Annotated in this window: 20 protein-coding genes and 1 tRNA gene; 8 read left to right on the top strand and 13 right to left on the bottom strand. The window is 64.4% G+C overall.

The features are described 5' to 3' along the window. Nucleotides 1-33 precede the first annotated feature (33 nt). On the bottom strand, nucleotides 34-1563 hold the full coding sequence (gene glpD, locus HV711_RS12680; protein WP_035482822.1) for a glycerol-3-phosphate dehydrogenase: 1530 nt from the start codon (nucleotides 1561-1563) through the stop codon (nucleotides 34-36). Nucleotides 1564-1773: 210 nt separating this feature from the next. Between glpD and HV711_RS12675 the strand changes: the two genes are divergently transcribed. Beyond that, on the top strand, nucleotides 1774-2148 hold the full coding sequence (locus HV711_RS12675; RefSeq protein ID WP_175145105.1) for a hypothetical protein: 375 nt from the start codon (nucleotides 1774-1776) through the stop codon (nucleotides 2146-2148). Between the two features lie 229 nt (nucleotides 2149-2377). Here HV711_RS12675 and HV711_RS12670 read toward each other — a convergent pair whose 3' ends face one another. Further along, nucleotides 2378-2575 carry a hypothetical protein gene (locus HV711_RS12670; protein WP_006049938.1) on the bottom strand — a complete coding sequence of 66 codons (198 nt, stop codon included), beginning with the start codon at nucleotides 2573-2575 and terminating at the stop codon, nucleotides 2378-2380. A gap of 319 nt (nucleotides 2576-2894) precedes the next feature. After that, nucleotides 2895-3674: a DeoR/GlpR family DNA-binding transcription regulator gene (locus HV711_RS12665; RefSeq protein ID WP_013589554.1), complete on the bottom strand. Its 780-nt coding sequence runs from the start codon at nucleotides 3672-3674 to the stop codon at nucleotides 2895-2897. 303 nt (nucleotides 3675-3977) lie between these two features. Here HV711_RS12665 and HV711_RS12660 point away from each other — a divergent pair, with 303 nt between their 5' ends. The 3 genes from HV711_RS12660 to HV711_RS12650 all read left to right on the top strand — a co-directional run bounded on the left by HV711_RS12660 (nucleotide 3978) and on the right by HV711_RS12650 (nucleotide 7453). Continuing rightward, nucleotides 3978-5615: a gamma-glutamyltransferase family protein gene (locus HV711_RS12660; protein ID WP_035482845.1), complete on the top strand. Its 1638-nt coding sequence runs from the start codon at nucleotides 3978-3980 to the stop codon at nucleotides 5613-5615. Between the two features lie 393 nt (nucleotides 5616-6008). After that, nucleotides 6009-6836 carry a ferritin-like domain-containing protein gene (locus HV711_RS12655; protein WP_013589552.1) on the top strand — a complete coding sequence of 276 codons (828 nt, stop codon included), beginning with the start codon at nucleotides 6009-6011 and terminating at the stop codon, nucleotides 6834-6836. A gap of 98 nt (nucleotides 6837-6934) precedes the next feature. Continuing rightward, nucleotides 6935-7453, top strand: a complete 519-nt coding sequence (locus tag HV711_RS12650) for a hypothetical protein (protein ID WP_035482823.1) — start codon at nucleotides 6935-6937, stop codon at nucleotides 7451-7453. A 48-nt stretch (nucleotides 7454-7501) separates the two neighbouring features. Here HV711_RS12650 and HV711_RS12645 read toward each other — a convergent pair whose 3' ends face one another. The 4 genes from HV711_RS12645 to HV711_RS12630 all read right to left on the bottom strand — a co-directional run bounded on the left by HV711_RS12645 (nucleotide 7502) and on the right by HV711_RS12630 (nucleotide 12163). Continuing rightward, entirely contained in the window at nucleotides 7502-9082 is a 1581-nt protein-coding gene (locus tag HV711_RS12645; RefSeq protein ID WP_035482824.1) for a DEAD/DEAH box helicase, read from the bottom strand. A gap of 225 nt (nucleotides 9083-9307) precedes the next feature. Continuing rightward, complete coding sequence (gene trhA, locus HV711_RS12640; RefSeq protein ID WP_013589549.1) at nucleotides 9308-9928, bottom strand: PAQR family membrane homeostasis protein TrhA; 621 nt, start codon at nucleotides 9926-9928, stop codon at nucleotides 9308-9310. Between the two features lie 183 nt (nucleotides 9929-10111). Next, nucleotides 10112-11410, bottom strand: a complete 1299-nt coding sequence (locus HV711_RS12635; RefSeq protein ID WP_013589548.1) for a c-type cytochrome — start codon at nucleotides 11408-11410, stop codon at nucleotides 10112-10114. A gap of 21 nt (nucleotides 11411-11431) precedes the next feature. Next, complete coding sequence (locus tag HV711_RS12630; RefSeq protein ID WP_035482825.1) at nucleotides 11432-12163, bottom strand: c-type cytochrome; 732 nt, start codon at nucleotides 12161-12163, stop codon at nucleotides 11432-11434. Nucleotides 12164-12562: 399 nt separating this feature from the next. Between HV711_RS12630 and copC the strand changes: the two genes are divergently transcribed. Both copC and HV711_RS12620 read left to right on the top strand, forming a co-directional pair. Further along, the gene (copC, locus tag HV711_RS12625) at nucleotides 12563-12940 is read left to right on the top strand and encodes a copper homeostasis periplasmic binding protein CopC (protein WP_013589546.1); all 378 of its coding nucleotides are present in this window, start codon (nucleotides 12563-12565) and stop codon (nucleotides 12938-12940) included. Continuing rightward, nucleotides 12937-13866: a CopD family protein gene (locus HV711_RS12620; protein WP_013589545.1), complete on the top strand. Its 930-nt coding sequence runs from the start codon at nucleotides 12937-12939 to the stop codon at nucleotides 13864-13866. Before copC ends, HV711_RS12620 begins: the two co-directional genes overlap by 4 nt. Nucleotides 13867-14082: 216 nt before the next feature. Here HV711_RS12620 and HV711_RS12615 read toward each other — a convergent pair whose 3' ends face one another. After that, the gene (locus HV711_RS12615; protein ID WP_013589544.1) at nucleotides 14083-14385 is read right to left on the bottom strand and encodes a hypothetical protein; all 303 of its coding nucleotides are present in this window, start codon (nucleotides 14383-14385) and stop codon (nucleotides 14083-14085) included. 356 nt (nucleotides 14386-14741) lie between these two features. Then, nucleotides 14742-15890 (bottom strand): galactonate dehydratase, encoded by a 1149-nt coding sequence (dgoD, locus tag HV711_RS12610; protein ID WP_028361515.1) that lies wholly within the window; start codon nucleotides 15888-15890, stop codon nucleotides 14742-14744. A gap of 87 nt (nucleotides 15891-15977) precedes the next feature. On the opposite strand from dgoD, the gene HV711_RS12605 reads away from it, so the two are divergent. After that, nucleotides 15978-16694, top strand: coding sequence for a FadR/GntR family transcriptional regulator (locus HV711_RS12605; RefSeq protein ID WP_013589542.1), 717 nt, complete (start codon nucleotides 15978-15980; stop codon nucleotides 16692-16694). Here HV711_RS12605 and HV711_RS12600 read toward each other — a convergent pair whose 3' ends face one another. After that, on the bottom strand, nucleotides 16695-18236 hold the full coding sequence (locus HV711_RS12600; RefSeq protein WP_035482826.1) for a DHA2 family efflux MFS transporter permease subunit: 1542 nt from the start codon (nucleotides 18234-18236) through the stop codon (nucleotides 16695-16697). Nucleotides 18237-18371: 135 nt separating this feature from the next. On the opposite strand from HV711_RS12600, the gene HV711_RS12595 reads away from it, so the two are divergent. Then, the gene (locus HV711_RS12595) at nucleotides 18372-18842 is read left to right on the top strand and encodes a MarR family winged helix-turn-helix transcriptional regulator (protein WP_035482827.1); all 471 of its coding nucleotides are present in this window, start codon (nucleotides 18372-18374) and stop codon (nucleotides 18840-18842) included. A gap of 36 nt (nucleotides 18843-18878) precedes the next feature. Here HV711_RS12595 and HV711_RS12590 read toward each other — a convergent pair whose 3' ends face one another. From HV711_RS12590 to HV711_RS12580, 3 genes are all read right to left on the bottom strand, one after another. Continuing rightward, entirely contained in the window at nucleotides 18879-19217 is a 339-nt protein-coding gene (locus HV711_RS12590) for a hypothetical protein (protein WP_035482828.1), read from the bottom strand. Nucleotides 19218-19322: 105 nt separating this feature from the next. Continuing rightward, nucleotides 19323-19399: transfer RNA gene (locus HV711_RS12585), tRNA-Met, on the bottom strand. Between the two features lie 91 nt (nucleotides 19400-19490). Continuing rightward, nucleotides 19491-21149 carry an MFS transporter gene (locus tag HV711_RS12580; RefSeq protein WP_013589538.1) on the bottom strand — a complete coding sequence of 553 codons (1659 nt, stop codon included), beginning with the start codon at nucleotides 21147-21149 and terminating at the stop codon, nucleotides 19491-19493. Nucleotides 21150-21290 lie beyond the last annotated feature (141 nt).

The following is a 21290-nucleotide window of genomic DNA, read 5'->3' as shown; positions in this document are numbered from 1 at the left end:
GGCCGAACGGGCCGAGGGTGAAGCTCTTTTTTGTTACGCGCTCTGTCGCTCGGGCTCGCGGGCGAACCATGCGTCGATGTCGCGCGTGACCGACTCGAGCGTGCCCGGCTCGACATGAAGCCCGAGCTTCGAGCGGCGCCACAGCACGTCCTCGGCGCTGCGCGCCCATTCGACGTCGCGCAGATACGCCAGTTCGGCTTCGAAAAGGCCCGGCGCGAATGCGCGGCCGAGATCGGCGAGCGAATGCGCGTGGCCGAGCACGTCCTTCACACGCGTGCCGTAGGCGCGCGCGAGGCGATGGGCCAGATCCGCCGGCAGCCACGCATGGCGTTGCTTCAACTCGGCGAGAAAGCGCTCGAAGTTCGCGTGTGCAATGTCGCCGCCGGGCAAGGGCGCACCCGAGGTCCATGACGGCGCGCTCTTGCCGAGCGCTGCCGTGAGCTTGACGACGGCTTCCTCGGCGAGCTTGCGGAACGTCGTGATCTTGCCGCCGAACACCGAGAGCAGCGGCGCTTCGCCAGCCGGCGCGTCGAGTTCGAGCGAATAGTCGCGCGTCACCGCGGAAGGGTCGTCCGCGCCTTCTTCCTCGAGCAGCGGCCGCACGCCGGAATAGGTCCAGCGCACGTCGGCGGGCGTGATCTTTTGCCTGAAGTAGCGGTTGATGGAGTCGCACAGATACTGCGTCTCGTCGCCGGTGATGGCCACCTGCGCGGGGTCGCCGCGATATTCGATGTCGGTCGTGCCGATCAGCGTGTAGTCGTGCTCGTAGGGGATCGCGAAAATGATCCGCTTGTCCGGGTTCTGGAAAATGTACGCGTGGTCGTGTTCAAAGAGGCGCCGCGTGACGATGTGGCTGCCCTTGACGAGCCGCACGCTGTGCGACGCCGCACGGCCCAGCGCGCCTTGCAGCAGTTCGCCGACCCACGGCCCCGCCGCATTTGCAATGGATGCCGCGCGCACGTCGAGGATCGTGCCGTCTGCGCGCCGCAGTTGCGCGCGCCATTCACCGCCGGCCCGCACGGCGCTCAGCAGTTTGGTGCGCGTGAGGATGGTCGCGCCGTGTTCGGCGGCGTCGAGCGCGTTGAGCACGACGAGGCGGGCGTCGTTGACCCAGCCGTCCGAGTACACGAAGCCGCGCTTGATCGATTCGACGAGCGGCGCGCCGGCCGGATGGTCGCGCATGACGATGCCGCGCGAGCCGGGCAGCAGCTCGCGCCGGGCGAGGTGATCGTAAAGGAACAGGCCCGCGCGAATGAGCCACGCCGGGCGCAGATCGGGCATGTGAGGCATCACGAAGCGCAGCGGCCACATGATGTGCGGCGCGGCGCGCAACAAGGTCTCGCGCTCCTGCAAGGCCTTGCGCACGAGCCCGAACTCGCGGTATTCGAGGTAGCGCAAACCGCCATGAATCAGCTTGGTGCTCGCCGACGAGGTATGCGCCGCCAGATCGTCCTGTTCGCACAGCAGCGCGGAGAGCCCGCGGCCGGCCGCGTCGCGCGCGATGCCCGCGCCGTTGATGCCGCCGCCCACGACGAGCAAATCGTATTTCGTGCCTTGGGTCACCTGCTGCGTCTCCTGCGTCGTTAAGGGCTGCGGACAGCTGTCTGAAAATCTATCGAATCGATAGTGTTCGTTTTCGAACTTTAATGAACATATTCGAAAAAGTAAAGTTCGCGGTGGGCCGAGGGAGACTCTGTCGAATGGCTAGGGGAGTGGCGCGGCGTGCGGCCACGGACGATACTCTTGGCACTGGCCATTTCGGGGATGAAATTCATGCGTGGACTTTTGATGCTGGGCGCGGCTGCGCTTCTTGCCGGCTGTGTCGCTTCGCCAAGCCTCACAGGAACGATGGGCGCGCCGTCGTTCGTCGCATTGCAACAGATGTGCAGCGCGCAGACGGTGGACTACGGGAACGACGCGCAAGGCGTCTATGCGACGCTCTTCGACGCGTATGTGGCGAACCGGCGCGGGCGCCTGTCGAAGGACGATTACTGCGCGTTCCAGACGTCGATTGCCGAGCGTTACAGGAGCCAGGGCGCGAGTGCTGACCCGCAGGTCCGCAATCAGTGGGTCGCGTTCCTGACCGAGCAGCGCGCGCGGGCGATCAGCTGGCGCGCGGCAGTGGATCCGACGTTGCGCAGCGGATAAGCGCGCGGCAGAAAAAGCGACGGCATCAGGCTAGTGGCGCGCGTGGGCGCGCTGGGTCGATGGAGGCGCGCACAACGAAAGCGGGCGCCGCAATGGGCGCCCGGGGTGACGCAAGCAGGTCAGGCGGAAGCGGGCGCGGCGGTTGGCCGCGCGCACGGCATCGCGTTGCCGCCAGCCGCCGCGCCTGGGCGGAAGCGGCGGTTCGGCCCCACGACGCGTGGGTCGTTATTCAGGAAAGACGTTTGATGGCTCGGAGTGCGCTATCGCCGGATTCCGTTACACGCCATTGTTCATTGCCCGAGGCGAGCCGCTCCAGTTGGACGAGCTGACGTTCGAGGAGGGCGTCGAGTTCTTCTCGCTCCATGTCGACTTGATTCGGAGCGTCCTTGACGAGCAACAACGTGGCGAATTCGTGCGGACTCAGCATCGTTTCTCTCCATGTCAAGCAAACGCGGACGGCCTCGACGGCGACTGGCATCAGGTGGCAGGGCCATGGCCAGGTGGTCCGCAAAAAGATCGGGCGGGAGGTACGGCTTACGACAGGTTGATTTCGCTCCGGCGGTACGCGAGCGCGCAACGAACGCCGGGGAACTGGAGTGTAGTCAAGCGAACGTTAAACACCAAACCGGCCCCTGTAAATTTTCCCTTTGACAATTGTCGGCCGCAGAGGCGGTTCGAAGCGGCGGGAAAATCCTTGATTTCACTTGAAGTTCCGCTTGCGCTGCAACATGGCCGGGAACGCCTGGTCAGGCGGCCACGTAGACCTGGCAATTGGCGGCACTGAGCGTTTCGGCCATATCGGCGGGCGGCGCGGCGTCGGTGAAAAGCGCGTCGATCTGATCGAGATGGCCCTGGCGAACGAGCGCCGGGCGGCCGAATTTGGAGCTGTCGGCGGCGAGAAAAACGGTGCGCGCATGCTGGATGATGGCTTCGGCCACGCGCACCTCACGGGTATCGAAATCGCGCAGCGTGCCGTCGGTCTCGATGCTGGAGGTGCCGATAATCGCAAAGTCCACCTTGAACTGGCGGATGAAGTCGATCGCGAGTTCGCCGACAATGCCTTTGTCCCACGGCCGCACGATTCCGCCGGTGACGAGCACTTCGCAGTCGGGATAGCCGCTCATCATGCTGGCGACGTTCAGATTGTTGGTGATGACACGCAAGCCGCGGTGCCGGTTGAGTGCGCGCGCGACTTCTTCAGTGGTGGTGCCCAGATTGATGAAGAGCGAAGCCTGATCGGGAATGTGAGTGGCCACTAGCGCTGCGATGCGCCGCTTTTCGTCGTGGAACATGCGCTGGCGCGCGGTGTATGAGACGTTTTCGGAACTGGTCGGCAGGCTCGCCCCGCCGTGGTAGCGGCGCAGCAGGTTCATGTCGGCGAGCCAGTTGACGTCGCGGCGAATCGTCTGCGGCGTCACGTCGAAGTGCGCGGCGAGATCGTCCACGGTCACGAAGCCGTCGCGTTGCACCCACTCCAGCAATTCCTGTTGCCGGGCGTTCAGCGTGAGGCGGGGGTCTCGGGTCATGGTCTCGGGTCGTGGGGTTGTTATCGGCGCCTGCCCGCGAGCGGGCGGCCAGGAGCGGGAACGAGTGCGTGTATTGTAAGACCATCGCGAGAGCCGTCCGGCAACTCATGCGACATCCATAAGACTGCGGGGGCCGGTTCACCTGCATTCAGGCTACGAGCGCATTGATCCATGCGATAAATGAATTTGTTTTTTGGACCGGATCGCGATGCAATCGACGATTTTCGGTTCCGTCCGTGCTTCATCTTTCTATTGTGTCCGGCGGCGTGCGTCGCCCGACCCGTGCTTGCGAGAGTGTTCGACATGACTGGCTTTAACTGGCAGAACCCTTACCCGACGCCGCGCCTGCCTGTATTCGCGCGCAACATCGTCTCAACGTCCCATCCGCTTGCCGCTCAGGCGGGGCTGCGCATGTTGTGGAAAGGCGGTAACGCCGTCGACGCGGCCATCGCCGCGGCGGCCGCAATCTCGGTTGTCGAGCCGGTTTCGTGCGGCCTCGGCGGCGACGCGTTTGCACTGGTGTGGGACGGCCGCAAGCTGCATGGCCTCAACGCGTCGGGCGTGGCGCCGCAGGCGTGGAGCGTCGACTACTTCAGGCGCAAGTACGGCGAGGAGGCGGGCCTCGCGATTCAGCCCAAGCGCGGTTGGGATGCGGTGACGGTGCCCGGCGTCATCGCCGGTTGGGAAGCGCTGCATCAGAAGTTCGGCGCGCTGCCGTTTGCCGATCTGATGGAGCCCGCCATCGAGATCGCGGAGCGCGGCCATGCGGTGGCCAGCATCGTCGCGCACAAATGGGCGGCGGCGGTGCCGGAACTGAAGGACCAGCCGGGCTTCGCGCCGACCTTCATGCCGCGCGGACGGGCGCCGCAAGTGAGCGAACTCGTGCGCTTTCCCGGCCACGCGAAGACGTTGCGCAAGCTCGCCGAGCAAGGCCCGCGCGCCTACTACGAAGGCGAGATCGCCGAGCGAATCGCGGCCTTTTCGCGCGAATGCGGCGGCGCGCTGACGGCGGACGACCTGCGCAACTATCGCGCGGACTGGGTCGAGCCGATCGGCAAGGACTATCGCGGCTACACCGTGCATGAGATTCCGCCGAACGGGCAGGGCATTGCCGCGTTGATTGCGCTCGGCATCCTCGAACAATTCGACGTGAAGGAGCTGACGGTCGACAACGTCGAGTCGCAGCACCTGCAGATCGAGGCGATGAAGCTCGCGTTCGCCGACGTCTACCGCTACGTGGCCGATCCGCGTTCCATGGAAGTCACGCCCGAGCAGATGCTCGACCCCGCCTACCTCGCGTCGCGCGCGAGGCTGATCGACCCCAAGCGCGCCACACAATTCGATTTCGGCATGCCGAAGGCGGGCGGCACGATCTATATGTCGGTCGCGGACGAGCGCGGCATGATGGTCAGTTTTATTCAGTCCAACTATATGGGCTTTGGCTCGGGCATCGTGGTGCCGGACACGGGCATCTCGATGCAGAACCGCGGCTGCGGTTTTTCGATGGATCCGGCATCGCCGAATGTGGTGGAAGGCGGCAAGCGGCCGTTCCATACCATCATCCCCGCGTTCCTCACGCAGCAGGTGGACGGCCAGCAGGAGGCGGTGATGAGCTTCGGCGTGATGGGCGGCGACATGCAGCCGCAGGGGCATCTGCAATCTATCGTGCGCATGCTCGACTACGGGCAGCAGCCGCAGGCCGCGTGCGACGCGCCGCGCTGGAAGGTCAATCGCGACTTTACGATCGACATCGAATCGACGCTCGACGCACGGACGGCAGAAGCGCTGCAGAAGCTCGGCCACACGATCAAGTCCGTCGACGATCCTTACATGGATTTCGGTTCGGGCCAGTACATCTGGAAGCTTGATCGCAACGATCCGGACCGCGGTTATGTGGCCGCGAGCGACAGCCGCCGCGATGGTCTGGCGGCCGGCTTCTGAACGTCTTACGCGGCTAAGCGTGCTTCGCGGCGATTCAGCGCGGTGTGTGCTGGAGCGTCTCCGGTGCTCCGCGCGCCCCTCATGCGTGAAGCGCGCCTCGTCGCATTTCGCGAAGCACAGCCGGCTCGTCGAACTGGCTTTTTGTTGCGCGTCGCACTCGCGCTTGCGTCACCGAAACTTTCGTCTATCGTGGAATTGGAACTGCGGCCAATCGGCATGGTCTGTGCTGGGTTGTCTGCAGAGTTGCGAAACAGAGGCTAAGATGCAGACACAAGGGGTTAACTCTAATTCACGGCGCTGTATCCGACACGGCGAACCGCAACGCAAGGCAGCGCGATAGCAGCGGTTGCGAGCATGCTCCACGAGTCGATACAGCTTTCGGAGCAAGACACGATGCACACAGAGCTGAACCATGTCATGCCCTGGCGAATCGAGGACATCGACCTCACGCGCATTGACCGCCAGAAGGCCGTCGCAAACGAAGACCTGTTGTTGCTGCTGTGCGCCGCTTCGTTTATTGAAAGCGGCACCGACCTTTACACCAGTAATCTCAGTCAGTTCTTCGACGACGATCCGGAAGTTTCCGCGTGGCTCAACCACGAGTGGGAGCCCGAGGAAATGCAGCACGGCCGCGCGCTCAAGACGTATATCGCGTACGTCTGGCCCGAGTACGATTGGGACACGGCGTTTCGCAATTTCATGGACGAGTATTCGCTGACCTGTTCCGTGGAAGATTTCGAAAAGACGCGTGCGCTGGAAATGGTCGCGCGCTGCGTTGTCGAAACCGGCACGGCCACGTTGTATCGTGCGATTGGCGAGTGTTCGGACGAACCCGTGCTCAAAGAGATTACGGACAACATTCGGACCGACGAAGTCCGCCATTACAAGCACTTTTTCAAGTACTTCAAAAAGTACAACAAGATCGAGGGAAATGGCCGGCTTGCGGTGCTTGGCGCGCTCATGCGCCGCGTAATGGAAATCAAGAACGAAGATTCAGAAATCGCGTTGCGGCATGTCTTCGCCATTCGCTATCCGGAGCGCGTGCGCGATCAGGCGTATAACCGCGAGCGCGCCGCGCGCATCAATGCGCTGGTGAGGCGCAACCTGTCGGCGGACATGTGCGTGAAGATGCTGCTCAAGCCGCTCGATCTGCCCGCGAAGATTCAACCGGGCGTGCATTATCCGCTCGCGAAAATCACGCAGCACGTGTTTTTCCGGTGAAGCGGTAGAGCGCCGGCGTGCAGCGATGGCCCGCGCGATGCGGGCCATCTGCTTTTCGAGGCATGATGAAGGCCTTACCCTTTCACCGGACATCTGCGATGAGCGACTCCTCACTGCCGCAACGCCCGCTCGATCAGACGGTATTCGACGAATGGCCCGATGCGGTTCGCGCGCTGTTCGACGGCTCGTCGCTCGCGACCAAGACGGGCTTCACGGCCTCGTTGCTGACCGTCGACGCCAATCAGCACATTCGCACGTCGCTGCTTGGCATCGGCGAGTTATATGCGCCCGATTCGCGCACGCTGTGCATCGCGCTGTGGCCGCAGGCGCGGGCGGCGCGCGCGATCGCACAGAGCGGGCGCGCGGCGCTCACCTTCGTGTTCGAAGAGAAGTTCTATCAGGTGCAGTTGCTCGCCGCGCCGCTGCCGGCCGCCGAGGGCGACGACAGCGGTCTCGTCTATATGAACTGTTCGATCGAATCGGCGGAATCGCAAAGCGTCCGTTATGCGCGCCTGACGAGCGGCATTACGTTCGAGCTTGAGGGCGGGAAAGCGCAGGCGCTCGACCGGTGGGAACGGCAGATCGAGCAGGTGAAGCGCGCGGCGGCGCGTGCGTGAGATGGGGCTCGCAGCGGGAGCCGCGAGCCGCCAGCGTCAACTCACGTCTTAGCGCCCGCGCTGCCCGCTGCGCGCCGGATGAGCGCCGCGCGGCGCGTCCGTACGCGGCTTGGCGGCGCCACCCAGCAGCGCGCCCGGATTGCTGCCTTGCGGCTTGCGCGGTGCATGCGCCACGCCGCCTTCGTGCGCGATGGCGCGCGGACGGTCGTCGTGACGCTGGCCGTCACGGCGCGGTTGTCCGCCGTTGCCGCCGGGCTTCGCGCCTTGCGGTTTTGCGGCTTGCGGCTTGGGCTGTTGCTGGCCGTTCGTGGGACGCTGCCCCGAGCGCTGCGCCGTGCCTTGATTCGCGCCTTGGCTCGACCCTCTGGCCCCTCTTGCCGCACCGCCGTTGCCGCCCTTCGGTGCTGCTTGGCCCTGGCCCTGACGCGGCGAACGTCCGCCGCCGCCCTGACCGCGGCGCAGGATCGGCTCCGGCTTTGCCGTCGGGTCCGGCTCGAAGCCGGCGATCACTTCCTGCGGCACCGGGCGCTTGATGAGCTTCTCGATGTCCTTCAGCAACTGCAATTCGTCGACACACACGAGTGACACCGCTTCGCCCGTCGCGCCGGCGCGACCCGTACGGCCGATGCGGTGCACGTAGTCCTCAGGCACGTTCGGCAGATCGAAGTTGACGACGTGCGGCAACTGGTCGATGTCGATGCCGCGCGCGGCGATGTCGGTGGCGACCAGCACCTGCAGCGTGCCGTCCTTGAACTCGGCCAATGCGCGGGTACGCGCCGACTGGCTCTTGTTGCCGTGAATGGCGAGCGCGCTGATGCCGTCCTTCGTCAGCTGTTCGGCAAGGCGATTCGCGCCGTGCTTGGTGCGCGTGAACACCAGCACCTGAAACCAGTTGTGCTGCTTGATGAGATGCGTGAGCAGCTCGCGCTTCTTGTCGCGATCCACCGGGTGGATTTTTTGCGCGACGGTTTCGGCGGTCGTATTGCGGCGCGCGACTTCGATGAGCGCGGGCGAGTCGAGCAGGTTGTCGGCGAGCGCCTTGATCTCGTCGGAGAAGGTGGCCGAGAACAGCAGGTTCTGCCGCTTCGGCGGCAGCTTGGCCAGCACGCGCTTGATATCGTGGATGAAGCCCATGTCGAGCATGCGGTCCGCCTCGTCGAGCACGAGGATCTCGAGATGCGACAGGTCGATGGTCTTCTGCTGCATGTGGTCGAGCAAACGGCCAGGCGTTGCCACGACGATATCCACACCGCTCTTCAATGCGCCGATTTGCGGATTGATGCCGACGCCGCCGAACATCACCGTCGACTTCAGCTTCAGATATTTGCCGTAGGCGCGCACGCTTTCTTCGACCTGCGCGGCCAGTTCGCGTGTAGGCGTGAGAATCAGCGCGCGCACGGCGCGCTTGCCCGAGGCCGCGGCGAGCGGCGGCATCGAATGAAGACGCTGCAGGATGGGCAGCGTGAAGCCAGCCGTCTTGCCGGTGCCCGTCTGTGCGCCGGCCAGCAGGTCGCCGCCGTTGAGCACGGCCGGAATGGCCTGTGTCTGGATGGGAGTCGGAGTGGTATAGCCGAGTTCGTGTACAGCGCGGACCAACGGTTCGGACAAGCCGAGGGAATCAAAAGACATAAATACTCTTTGCAATGCAGTTTCGCGAACGGCACATGAAGGCCCGCCGGGCACATGCGGCATGCATGCCGCACAAATGCGCCGCTTGGCGTAAGCCAGAGCGAGGCCGAAGCCCAGTTCCGTTCGCAGGGAAATCGGCGGCACGCTCGAGGTGCGTGCCGAATGCTTCAACGCGCTATGCAGACACGTTGACTGGCCTTAAGTTGCATTTCGCCGCCGTGGACGTCACGCGACATAGCGCGCGACGCTGACGAATTGACACAGACTGCCCGCCAGTACGAACAGGTGCCAGATACCATGCCCGTGCCGGATGCGCTCGTCGTTGATGAAGAAGTAGATACCGGCGCTGTAGATGACCCCGCCGGCCACGAGCCAGGCAGTGCCCGCGGCCGGCAATGCCTCCAGCAGCGGACGGACGGCTACGAGCGCGAGCCATCCCATCAGGACATACAGCACCATCGAAACGCTGCGGGTGCGCCGCCCGAGCGTGAGTTCCTGCACGATGCCGAGAGCGGCAAGCCCCCAGCTCACGCCGAAGAGCGACCAGCCCCACGGCCCGCGCAGCGTGACAAGCGTGAACGGAGTATAGCTGCCGGCAATCAGCAGATAGATGGCCGAATGGTCGCATTTCTGCAGCACTGCTTTCACGCGTGGGTCGCGCACGCTGTGGTAGAGCGTTGAAATAGCATACAGCACGAACAGCATCGCACCGTACACGCTGAAGCTGACTACCTTGTACGCGTCGCCCTCGACCGCACCCATCGTCACGAGCGTAGCCAGCCCCGCCACCGACAGCACGGCGCCGACGAGGTGGGTAATGCTGTTCAAACGCTCACCGACATGCACGGTCTTTCCTCCTACACCGCTTTATCAAGCAATTGCTGCGCCACGCGTGGCGCCGTCAGTTGCTGCATGATACCGGGACTTCAGACGCGGTACCGAAAAGCGCGATTGTCAAATGCGGTCCTTAAAAACGAAGGGCGCGGCCGCGAAAGTCGCAGGCCGCGCCCCGGGTGCAACGAACGCTGCTTAGTCGAGCGGCGCCGAGCGCAGATCGGACACTTGCTGCGGCGACACAGCCGTGCCGTGGTTGCCCCACGACATACGGATGTACGTCACGACGGCGGCCACTTCCTGGTTGGACAGCGACTGCGCGAACGGGGGCATGCCGTACGGGTGCGGATTCGCGTCCGTGCTCGGCGGGTAACCGCCGTTCAGCACCATGCGGATCGGGTTGACCGCCGACGGCATCTGGATCGACTGGTTGTTCGCGAGCGGCGGGAAGGCCGGCGGCATGCCGAGGCCGTTGTCCGCGTGGCACTTCGCGCAGTTGTCAGCGTAAATCTTCTGACCTTGCTTCAACAGTTCGCCGCCGAACTTTTCGGACGTTTCGAGCTGCATGGGCTCCGGTGCCTCGCTCTTCTGCGGAATCGTCTTCAGGTACGTGGCCATGGCGTTGATGTCCGCATCGCTCATGTACTGCAGGCTGTTGTGGACCACTTCCGCCATCGGGCCGAACACCGCGCCGCGGTTCGACACGCCGGTCTTCAGCAGATCGGCGATGTCCTTCGTTTCCCAGTCGCCGAGACCCGCTTCCTTATTCGACGTGAGCGACGGCGCGTACCAGTTCTGCAGCGGAATCAGGCCGCCCGCGAAGGCCGCCGAGCTGACCGGACCGCCCATTGCGTTGATCGACGTATGGCACATGCCGCAATGGCCGAGGCCTTCGATCAGATACGCGCCGCGGTTCCACTCGACCGACTTGGTCGGGTCCGGCTTGTATTCGCCTTCACGGAAGAAGAGCGTACGCCAGCCGATCAGCATGTTGCGCTGGTTGAACGGGAACTTGAGTTCGTGCGGACGGCTCGGCACGGCAACCGGCGGGATGGAGCGCAGGTACGCGTAGATCGCGTCCGAGTCGGCGCGCGTGACCTTCGTGTAGCTCGTGAACGGGAAGCCCGGGTAGAGCAGGCTGCCGTCCTTCGAACGGCCGGTGTGCATGGCGCGGTAGAAGTCGTCCTGCGTCCACTTGCCGATACCGTACTGGTCGTCTGGCGTGATGTTCGGCGTGAACATCGTGCCGAACGGCGTGGCCATGGGCAGGCCGCCAGCGAACTGTTTGCCGCCGCGGACCGTGTGGCAGGCGATACAGTCGCCGGCGCGGGCGAGGTACTCGCCCTTCTTCACGAGCGCAGCCTGGTCGGCGGGCGTGGCGGCCACGGCCGTACCGTTGTGCAGATTGTCGCCGCCCGACCACAGGACGGGGACGAGTGCAGCAGCCGCGACGACGACCACTGCCGAGAGGGCGAACAAAGACTTGCGTTTCATTTGAGTGTCTCTCCCGGTGCCTTATTGCGGTTCGCTGCCGCAGGCAAGCGGAGTCTTCATCGAGCGGGCCGGAGCCGGCACGGGGTTTTGTGGAGCCTGTTGCGTGGAAAGCCAGGCAGCAACTGCGTTCACGTCTTCGTCCGTGAGGCGCGTGGCGATGGTGTGCATGCAATCAGGTGCGATGGCGTGGCGCGTGCCCGAACGCCATGCGCCGAGCTGCGCGCTGATGTAGTCGGAGTGCAGGCCCACGAGACCGGGGATGGCCGGTTCCATACCCGTCAGGCTCTTGCCGTGGCAGGCCGCGCAAGCCGGAATCTGCTTCGACGCGTCGCCGTTCAGCACGATCTGCTGGCCGCGCGCGAGCGTGGCAGAGGAAACCGTCGGCTTGGCGGGCGGTGGATAAGGCGGACGCTGCTTGGAGAAATACGTGGCGATCTGATGCAGATAGTCGTCGGAGAGATACGTGACGAGGTAGTTCATGGGCGGATACTTCCGGCGCCCTTCGCGGAAATTCTGCAACTGGTTGTACAGATAGTCGGCCGGCTTGCCCGCGAGGCGCGGAAAGTAGTCGTTGTCGGTACCTTGCCCGTGCGTGCCGTGGCAGGCCGTGCAGCCTTGCACACGCGCTTCCATCGTATCGGGGGCCTTCGGTTGAGTCTGCGCTTTCGCAGCGCTATAGACACCCGCGGAGCCGATCAGCAGAAGGGCAAGCAACGGGCGGAAAATGCGTCTTGAAGACACGCGTAACTCCATCAAAATCGGGGACCTGACCGAACTTCGAGCGGCTCGGTGTGAAGGGCAGCCGGCGCTGCGGCGACGCAGCATTCTATCATCGAAGGGTGATGATGACTATTTGCCGCATCGGGGACGCTTGCGGCTGTCACAGGCGTGCGACAGTTTGCCGCGCGTCGCGGTGCGGAACTCACGGCGCGGTCTCGGGCTCGTGGCCGCTAGTCGGCAAATGCAAGCGCTGCACCCGGCGAACTTATCCGCGCGATGTTGAACCGAACCGCGCCCGAACCATCGAAGCGTACACTTCGGGGCCCGCCGGGCCGCACGTCCGATGTGCCGGGGCGCCAGGTCCGTTCCCTCGGACCGGCCGGCCATCGCCGTTTTCCCGCCGTTTTACTGTTCACCCGCTATCGGCCTTACATGAAGCTAATCAACCTTTCTCGTCCGGCGCGGCTTTCGTCCGCGCTCGGCGCCGCCGCGCTGCTGCTGAGTTCCGCCGCCTTCGCGCATGCTCATCTCGTTTCGAGCGAGCCCGCTGCCAATGCCGAAGTCGCCGCTCCCGCCGACATTACGATCCACTTCAGCGAGCCGCTCGAGCCGGCCTTCAGCAAGATCGCACTCGCCGATGCCGGCGGCAAGCCGGCCGCGCCCGCGGCGTCGCAGGTGGACAAGCATGACGCGCGCGTCATGCATCTGCCGCTGCCGACGCTCGGCGCCGGCCGTTACGCGGTGCATTGGACGGCGGTCGCCACGGATGGGCATCGCACGCAGGGCGATTTTGCGTTCACCGTCAAATGAGCGTCGACGGACTGTGGATCGGGCAGGTCGCCATGGCCGCGCTCATGAATGTCGCGTTTGCGTTTGCCGTCGGATCGGCGTTGCTCGGCGCGTGGCTCGCGAATGACGCGAAGGCCAAGATCGCGCCCGCACAGCCTGCCTGGTTGCGCGCGCAACGTTCGCTGCTGACGGCGAGCGCGGTGCTGGTGCTCGCGGACCTCGGCTGGCTGCTGTATCAGGCGGCGTCGATGAGCGGCGTGGCCTTGGCCGCCGCCTTCGGCATCGTGCCGACGGTGCTCTCGCAAACCCATGTCGGCTACGGCTGGAGCATCGCCTTTGCCGGCGCGCTGGTCCTGCTCGGCACAGCGCTGACGAGCCATGGCGGCGTGCTGCGCAATGCGCTGCTGTGGCTTGCGGTGATCGCGATCGCGGCCGGCAAGGCCTCGCTCGGACACGCGGCGGACGCGGGCCTCGCGTCCGCGGCGATCGCGATGCAAACACTGCACGTGCTCGTGACGAGCGTCTGGGGCGGCCTCGCGATCGCGGCCGGGCTTGTCGTGCTGCCGGCGCTCGGCGCGTCGACCGCGCGTGGCGTGCTGATCCGCACGGCCACGCAGGTGTCGAACGTGTCGCTGGTGGCGGTCGGGTTCGTGCTGCTGTCCGGCATCTTCAATGCCGTGCGGGGCTCGGGCGGTTCGTTCGAGGCGATTGCGTCGAGCACGTGGGGCCATGTCCTGATCCTCAAGCTCACGCTCGTCGGACTCGCGCTGGTGCTCGGCGGCCTGAACCGCTTTCTCGCGCTGCCGCGCCTGCGCCGCACGGCGTCGACAATGGACGCGCATACCTTCGTCAACGTGCTTTATCTCGAGGCGCTTGCGATGATCGGTGTCTTCATTGCGGCGGCCGTGCTGGCGCATAGCGTGCCGGCCTTCGCTGCGCTCGGCTGAGCCTCGCGAGAGAGACGTTCGAAACGCCCGGCGCGCCGGCGCTTCGCGATGCGCGTCGTTGCGTTTGTCAGGTGGGGCGAGTGGCGCGGTCTGCGCGCGTCACACAAGAAGCGCCGCACAGCGTCAATGTGCGGCGCAAGACACGCGGTCTTGCGGGCCGGCCCGGCCTCGAGAGGCGCGTGGACAGTCTGCTGAGCATCCCGCCGCCGGCTGCAATCATTCCAGCCCCAGCCGGTGGCCGACGATCGGCGCGCAAAAGAGCGCGATTGCGCAGCCCGCGGCTTTGCCTTCGAGTTCGGCTGCCGCTGCGTGCGCGTTATAGACGTGTGTGAGCAGATCGAACAGTTGCGGGACGCAATAGACGAAAGCGGCGAGGACAAACCACTTCTCGATGGCCGTAATGCGCCAGCCGCGCTCGTACGCCAGCATCGCGCCGATGATGCGCAGCACGCCGAACAGCGCGAGCGCGCCGACGGCAGCCTGCTCGCGCAGCAAATAGTCCGGAATGAATTCGCCCATGAAGCCCCCTGATGCATTCGTTGTTTGAATGCATTTCAGCAAGGTCCAGGCCATGTCTCCGTCTGATGCCGAACAGAACGAGTGGGGGCCTTTGCCGACGGGGCCTGGCAGGGCTTTGTGGGGTTGAACGCGCGACGCGGGAGGTGTCGCCCGAGCGCCGCTCGGGTTGCATTCGGTCCGGGATGTTACGTTACTGAGACGGGCGCGCGCGTCACGTCACCGTAACGCGCGGCTGCATGGCCCGAGAGAGGTTCCCGCGAGCACGCGCAAAACGAAGCGCAAAACGAAGCGCCGCCCGCGGGCGGCGCCTGTCGGCGACTGCGCCGGCAAACCAGCTCAGCCGATGAGCGAGCCGCTCACCACTCCGCGACGCTGCCGTCCGCGTGACGCCACACCGGGTTGCGCCAGCGGTGCCCGACCTTTGCCATCTCGCGTACCTTCTCCTCGTTCACTTCGATGCCGAGGCCCGGCCCTTGCGGAATCGACACGAAGCCGTCTTCGTATTCGAAGACTTCCGGGTTCCTGATGTAGTCGAGCAGGTCGTTGCCCTGGTTGTAGTGGATGCCGAGGCTCTGTTCCTGGATGAAGGCGTTGTAGCTCACCGCGTCGATCTGCAGGCAGGTGGCGAGCGCGATGGGACCGAGCGGGCAGTGCAGCGCGAGCGCGACGTCGTAGGCTTCCGCCATCGACGCGATCTTGCGGCACTCGGTGATCCCGCCCGCGTGCGACGCGTCCGGCTGAATGATGTCGACATAGCCGCCCGACAGGATGTGCTTGAAGTCCCAGCGCGAATAGAGACGCTCGCCGAGCGCAATCGGCGTGTTGGTCTGGTTGACGATGTCGCGTAGCGCTTCCGCGTTTTCCGACAGCACGGGCTCCTCGATGAAAAGCAGCTTGTAGGGATCGAGTTCTTTCGCGAGCACCTTCGCCATCGGCTTATGCACGCGGCCGTGGAAGTCCACGCCGATGCCGATATCCGGCCCGACCGCCTCGCGCACCGCCGCGACATTGTTGATGACGCCTTGCACCTTGTCGAAGGTGTCGATGATCTGCAACTCCTCGGAGCCGTTCATCTTCACGGCCTTGAAGCCGCGCTCGACCACGGCGCGCGCGTTGTTCGCGACGTCGCTCGGACGGTCGCCGCCGATCCACGAATACACCTTGATCCTGTCGCGCACCTGGCCGCCAAGCAGCGCATGAACCGGCACGCCGTGATGCTTGCCCTTGATGTCCCACAGCGCCTGGTCGACGCCGGCAATCGCGCTCATGGTGATCGGACCGCCGCGGTAGAAGCCCGCGCGGTACATCACCTGCCAATGGTCTTCGATCAGCAGCGGGTCTTTGCCGATCAGGTAGTCGGACAGTTCTTCGACGGCCGCGGCCACCGTGTGTGCGCGGCCCTCGACCACCGGCTCGCCCCATCCGACGATGCCTTCGTCCGTTTCGATCTTCAGGAAGCACCAGCGCGGCGGAACGATGAAGGTTTCAAGCTTGGTGATTTTCATGACGTGCGTCTCCGGTGGTCGCATGCGGATAGTCGAGGGTTTCCATGCTACAACAAACGTGGATTAAAGTACTATTAATAGTACTATTTGCCACATATTGAGCGGCACGGCCGCCGGGAGAAGGCTATTCAGCACGATCTGCACGGGCGTGTCGCCCATTTGCTGGGCACGGCGATTCTGCGCGGCGACTACGCGCCCGAGTCGATCCTGCCGCGCGAAGCCGAACTGATGGACACGTTCGGCGTCAGCCGCACGGTGTTGCGCGAGGCGCTGCGCACGTTGACGTCCAAGGGGCTGATCGAATCGCGGCCGCGCGTGGGCACGCGCGTGCGGCCGCGGCACGCGTGGAATCTGCTCGATGCCGACGTGCTCGACTGGTACTCGCGCGTGGCTGCGCCCATGCAGTTCGCGCTGAAGTTGCAGGAAATGCGCGAGATGATCGAGCCGTATGCCGCGGGTCTTGCCGCCGCTTCGCATTCTGACGAGACCTTCGGCGCGCTCTCTGCCGCTCACGCCGCCATGGCCGCCGCGCGCAACGTCGACGAATGGGTGCGCGCCGATCTGCAATTCCATTTGAGCGTGCTGATTGCCTGCAGCAACGAACTACTGATTCCACTCGGGACGCTGATCGAGCGCACGCTGGAGGCGCAGCTTCGGTTGAACGCGAAGCGCGCCGACGTGTTCAACGCGTCGCTCGCCGAGCATACGGCCGTGTTCGAGGCCATCCGCGCGCGCGACGCCGCCGCCGCGCGCGACGCCATGGCGCGTCTGCTCGGCGTCACGCGCGGGCGCATCGAGGCGTGATCAATCCATGGCGGCGTGGGCCGCGGAGGCGTCGTGGCTCTTGCTGCCCGGGCGGATCAGCACGAGCAGCGGAATGACGAGCAGCGTCGCGACGAACATCAGCTTGAAGTCGTTGAGGTAGGCGATCATCGAGGCCTGCTGTGTGATCGACGCGTTCAGCGCCGCGATGTCGTAATGCGAGCTGCTTGCGAGCATCGGCTGAATGGCGGGGTTGAAGGGCGTGACATGGGCCGCGAGGTCCGCGTGCGAAATCTGCGTATTGCGCGTCATCAGCGTTTGCACGATCGAAATGCCGATACTGCTGCCGATGTTGCGCATCAGGCTGTAGGTGGCCGTGCCGTCGGCGCGCAGTTCCGGCGCAAGCGTCGAGAATGTCAGCGCGCTCAGCGGCACGAACACGAGACCGAGCCCGAAGCCCTGGATCACGCCGGGCCACACGATGTCCGACGCCGATAGCACGATCGTGTAGTGCATCATCTGCCATAGCGCGAAAGCCGAAATCAGGAAGCCGGCGAGCAGCATGAGCCGCGCGTCGATCCGCTTCAGCAAGCGGCCGGCGAACAGCATCGCCACCATGGTGCCCGCGCCGCTCGGCGCGGTGACGAGACCGGTGGTCGCGACCGGATAGTTCAACAGGTTTTGCAACATCGGCGGAAGCAGCGCGCGCGTGGCATACATCACCGCGCCGATCACGAAGATGAAGAACGTACCCGTCGTAAAGTTCGGATCCTTCAGCAATTCGTATTTGAAAAACGACGTCTTGCCGACGGTTGCCGTATGCACCAGAAAGAATGCGAAGCTGATAGCGGCAATCAGCGCCTCCAGCACGATCTCGTGCGAGCCGAACCAGTCGAGTTGCTCGCCGCGATCCAGCATCGCCTGAAGCGCGCCAATCGCGAGGCCGAGCGTCGCGAAGCCGAACGCGTCGAACTTCGCGTCGGGTTTCGGCGCGCGCGAGGGCAGAAAGGTCGCCACGCCGAACAGCGCAAAGGCGCCGATCGGCACATTGATGAAGAACACCCAGCGCCAGTTATAGCTGTCGGTGAGCCAGCCGCCGAGCGTCGGGCCGAGAATCGGGCCGACCATCACGCCCATGCCCCACACGGCCATGGCCTGGCCCTGCTTTTCGCGCGGATTGATGTCGAGCAGGATGGACTGCGACAGCGGCACCAGCGACGCGCCGAACACGCCCTGCAGCAAACGCGACGCGACGATTTGCGTGAGCGTCTCCGAAAGACCGCATAACGCCGACGACACCGTGAAGCCGCCGATCGCGACGATGAGCAGGCGCTTCACGCTCAGGCGGTCGGACAGCCAGCCGGTCAGCGGCGTCGCGATCGCGGCGGCGACGATGTAGGAGGTCAGCACCCACGTGATCTCGTCCTGCGAGGCCGATAGCGTGCCCTGCATATGCGGCAGCGCGACGTTGGCGATCGTGCTGTCGAGTGTCTGGATCAGCGTGGCCAGCATGATCGAGACGGTGATCATCGGCCGGTTGAGCGGCGCGGCGGCGACGCTCGACGGCGAGGAGGCGGCGGGCATGACTGTGGGAGATCGTCGATATAGTAAGCATGCTTAATATATCGGCGCGTGGACCGGCTCACATCGGGAATTATGCGGAGGCTGAATAACCTCGCCACGGGGTGTCGGGAGGAAGCTCTTTCGTATAATCCGCGCATGGAGACCCAACCCGCCCGACCCGCCCAGCTTGCTCAGCTTGAAGAGCGCTTCGGCTTTCTTGTTTCGGACATCGGCCGCTTGAGCGGCAAGCGTTTCGACGACCTCGCGAAATCGTCGGTCGATCTGACGCGCGCCCAATGCCGCGTGCTGGCTTATCTCGCGCATTACGGCGACGTCAACCAGGCGCGGCTGGCCGATCTACTGGAAGTTGCGCCGATTTCGGCCGGCCGCTTGCTCGACCGGATGGAGGAGGGCGGCTGGATCGAGCGCGCGGCCAATCCGCAGGACCGGCGCGAGCGTCAGGTGCGCATGACACCGAAGGCGGAGCGCGCGCTCGGCAAGGCGCGCGAAGTGGGCGACGCGGTCGCGCTGGAAGCGTTGAACGGCTTCAGCAAGGAAGAAGCCGCGCAATTGATCACGCTGTTGCAGCGCGTGCGCGGCAATTTGAGCCGGCTGGTCGACCGGTGATCCGTTTTGCCGCCGTCGACCTCACGGCGGCAGCGGCTACTTGGTTTCCGAGCCGGGGGTGGCGCCCGACGGCGGCGCCAGCTCAAAGCAGGCCGGCACCTTTTTCCCGGGCTCGGGTCCCTGCGGGTCGATGCATTTGAACGCGCTCTGGTCGCGCTGCACGAAGATGGTGTCGGCCGGACCGGCCTCGCCCCGAGGCGTGTTGACGACGGCCACGATCTTGTAGCCGTTCTGCAAAAGCGTGGACAGCGTGCTCTGGCTTGCGCGCCACTGGTTGTCGGTGGTGGTCTGCGCTTGTGCCGCGGTGACGGAAGCGGCGCCGACAAGCGCGATGGATGCGATGGCCACGGTGTGCGCAGCGGTGCGGAACGTCATCAACAATCCTCCTTAAGTTGCGGGTGTCGCTGCCCGGATGAAACGTGGACAGCCAGAAACGAAAAAGCCGCTGAACCTTGCGGATCAGCGGCTTTTTCTTGCAACTGGTGGCGAATCAGGGACTCGAACCCCGGACCTGCGGATTATGATTCCGTCGCTCTAACCAACTGAGCTAATTCGCCGAAAGAAGCGAGATTATGAGGACAGCGCCGGAGGCTGTCAACCCCCGGCACGCAACTTTTTAAATCGCCGCCTCACGAACCCGCGCGGGCCTCAGTCTTTCGCGTAAATATCCGAGTCTTTGGTCTCGCGCACGAACAGCATGCCGATCACGAAGGTGATCACCGCGATCACGATCGGATACCACAACCCGGAGTAAATGTTGCCCTTCGCCGCGACGATCGCAAACGCGGTAGCCGGCAGGAAGCCGCCAAACCAGCCATTGCCGATGTGATAAGGCAGCGACATCGACGTATAACGGATCCGCGTCGGGAACATCTCCACCAGCATCGCCGCAATCGGCCCGTAGACCATGGTCACGTAGATCACGAGGATGGTGAGAATCACCACGCTCATCGGCCAGTTGATCTGCGACGAATCGGCCTTCGGCGGATAGCCGGCGGACTTCAGCGTCGTTGCCAGCGTTTTGTCGAACGTCTTGCCCTGGTCCTTCGCGTCGGGGGCCTTGCCGTCATAAGTGTTGATCACCGTGTCGCCGACCTTGATCTGCGCGAGCGTGCCCGCAGGGGCCGCCACGTTGTCGTAGTTCAAGCCGGACTTCGACAGCGCGCTCTTCGCGATGTCGCACGAACTCGTAAACTTCGACGTGCCGACCGGATTGAACTGGAACGAGCATTCATCCGGATTCGCGATCACGACAATAGGCGCCTTGGCCGTCGCCGCTTCCAGCGCCGGGTTGACGTAGTGCGTAAGCGCCTTGAAGAGCGGGAAGTAGGTGAGCGCTGCGATCAGAAGGCCTGCCATGATGATCGGCTTGCGGCCGATGCGGTCCGACAGCGAGCCGAAGAACAGGAAGAACGGCGTGCCGATCAGAAGCGCGAGCGCGATCATGATGTTGGCGGTGGCGCCGTCGACCTTGAGCGTCTGGGTCAGGAAGAAGAGGCTGTAGAACTGGCCCGTGTACCACACCACGGCCTGGCCGGCCGTCAGGCCGATCAGCGCGAGAATCACGACTTTCAGGTTCTTCCACTGGCCGAACGCCTCGGAAAGCGGCGCCTTCGACGTCTTGCCTTCGGCCTTGATGCGCTCGAATACCGGCGATTCATGCAGTTGCAGGCGAATCCACACCGACACGGCCAGGAGCAGAATCGACGCGATGAACGGAATGCGCCAGCCCCATGCGCCGAACGCGTCTTCGCCCATGGCCGTGCGCACGCCGAGAATCACCAGCAGCGAAAGGAACAGGCCGAGCGTGGCCGTCGTCTGAATCCAGGCGGTGTAGAAGCCGCGGCGCCCCGGCGGCGCGTGTTCGGCCACATAAGTGGCGGCACCGCCGTACTCGCCGCCGAGCGCGAGGCCCTGCAGCATGCGCATTGCGATGAAGATCACCGGCGAAGCAATGCCGATCGCCGCGTAACCCGGCAAAAAGCCGACGAGGAAGGTCGACAGACCCATGATCACGATGGTGACGAGGAAGGTGTACTTCCGGCCGACCAGGTCGCCAAGCCGCCCGAACACCACTGCGCCGAACGGCCGGACCGCAAAACCCGCGGCAAAGCTGAGCAGCGTGAAGATGAAGCCGGCCGTGGGATTCACGCCGGAGAAGAAGCTCTTGCTGATGAAGGCCGCCAGCGAGCCGGCGAGATAGAAGTCGTACCACTCGAAAACCGTACCTAGCGACGATGCGAAGATCACCCGCTTCTCATCGCGCGTCATGGGTACGGGCGCAATGTGTCCGCCAACGGTAGCCATTTGTCGTCTCCAATATTTGATGTGCATGCGGCGCACCGGCCCGCTGTGCACCGTGCAACCGATTATTGGAGTGAAAACTTACGGCGTACTGACGCGGACGGCCACGCGCGCGGCCTCGAAATGAGCCTCGAATTTTTCGGA

This window comes from Paraburkholderia phenoliruptrix, from assembly GCF_902859825.1.
Taxonomy (GTDB): Bacteria; Pseudomonadota; Gammaproteobacteria; order Burkholderiales; family Burkholderiaceae; genus Paraburkholderia; species Paraburkholderia phenoliruptrix.
Note: the sequence above shows the minus strand (reverse complement) of the source record. Positions and strands in the feature narration are given on the sequence as shown.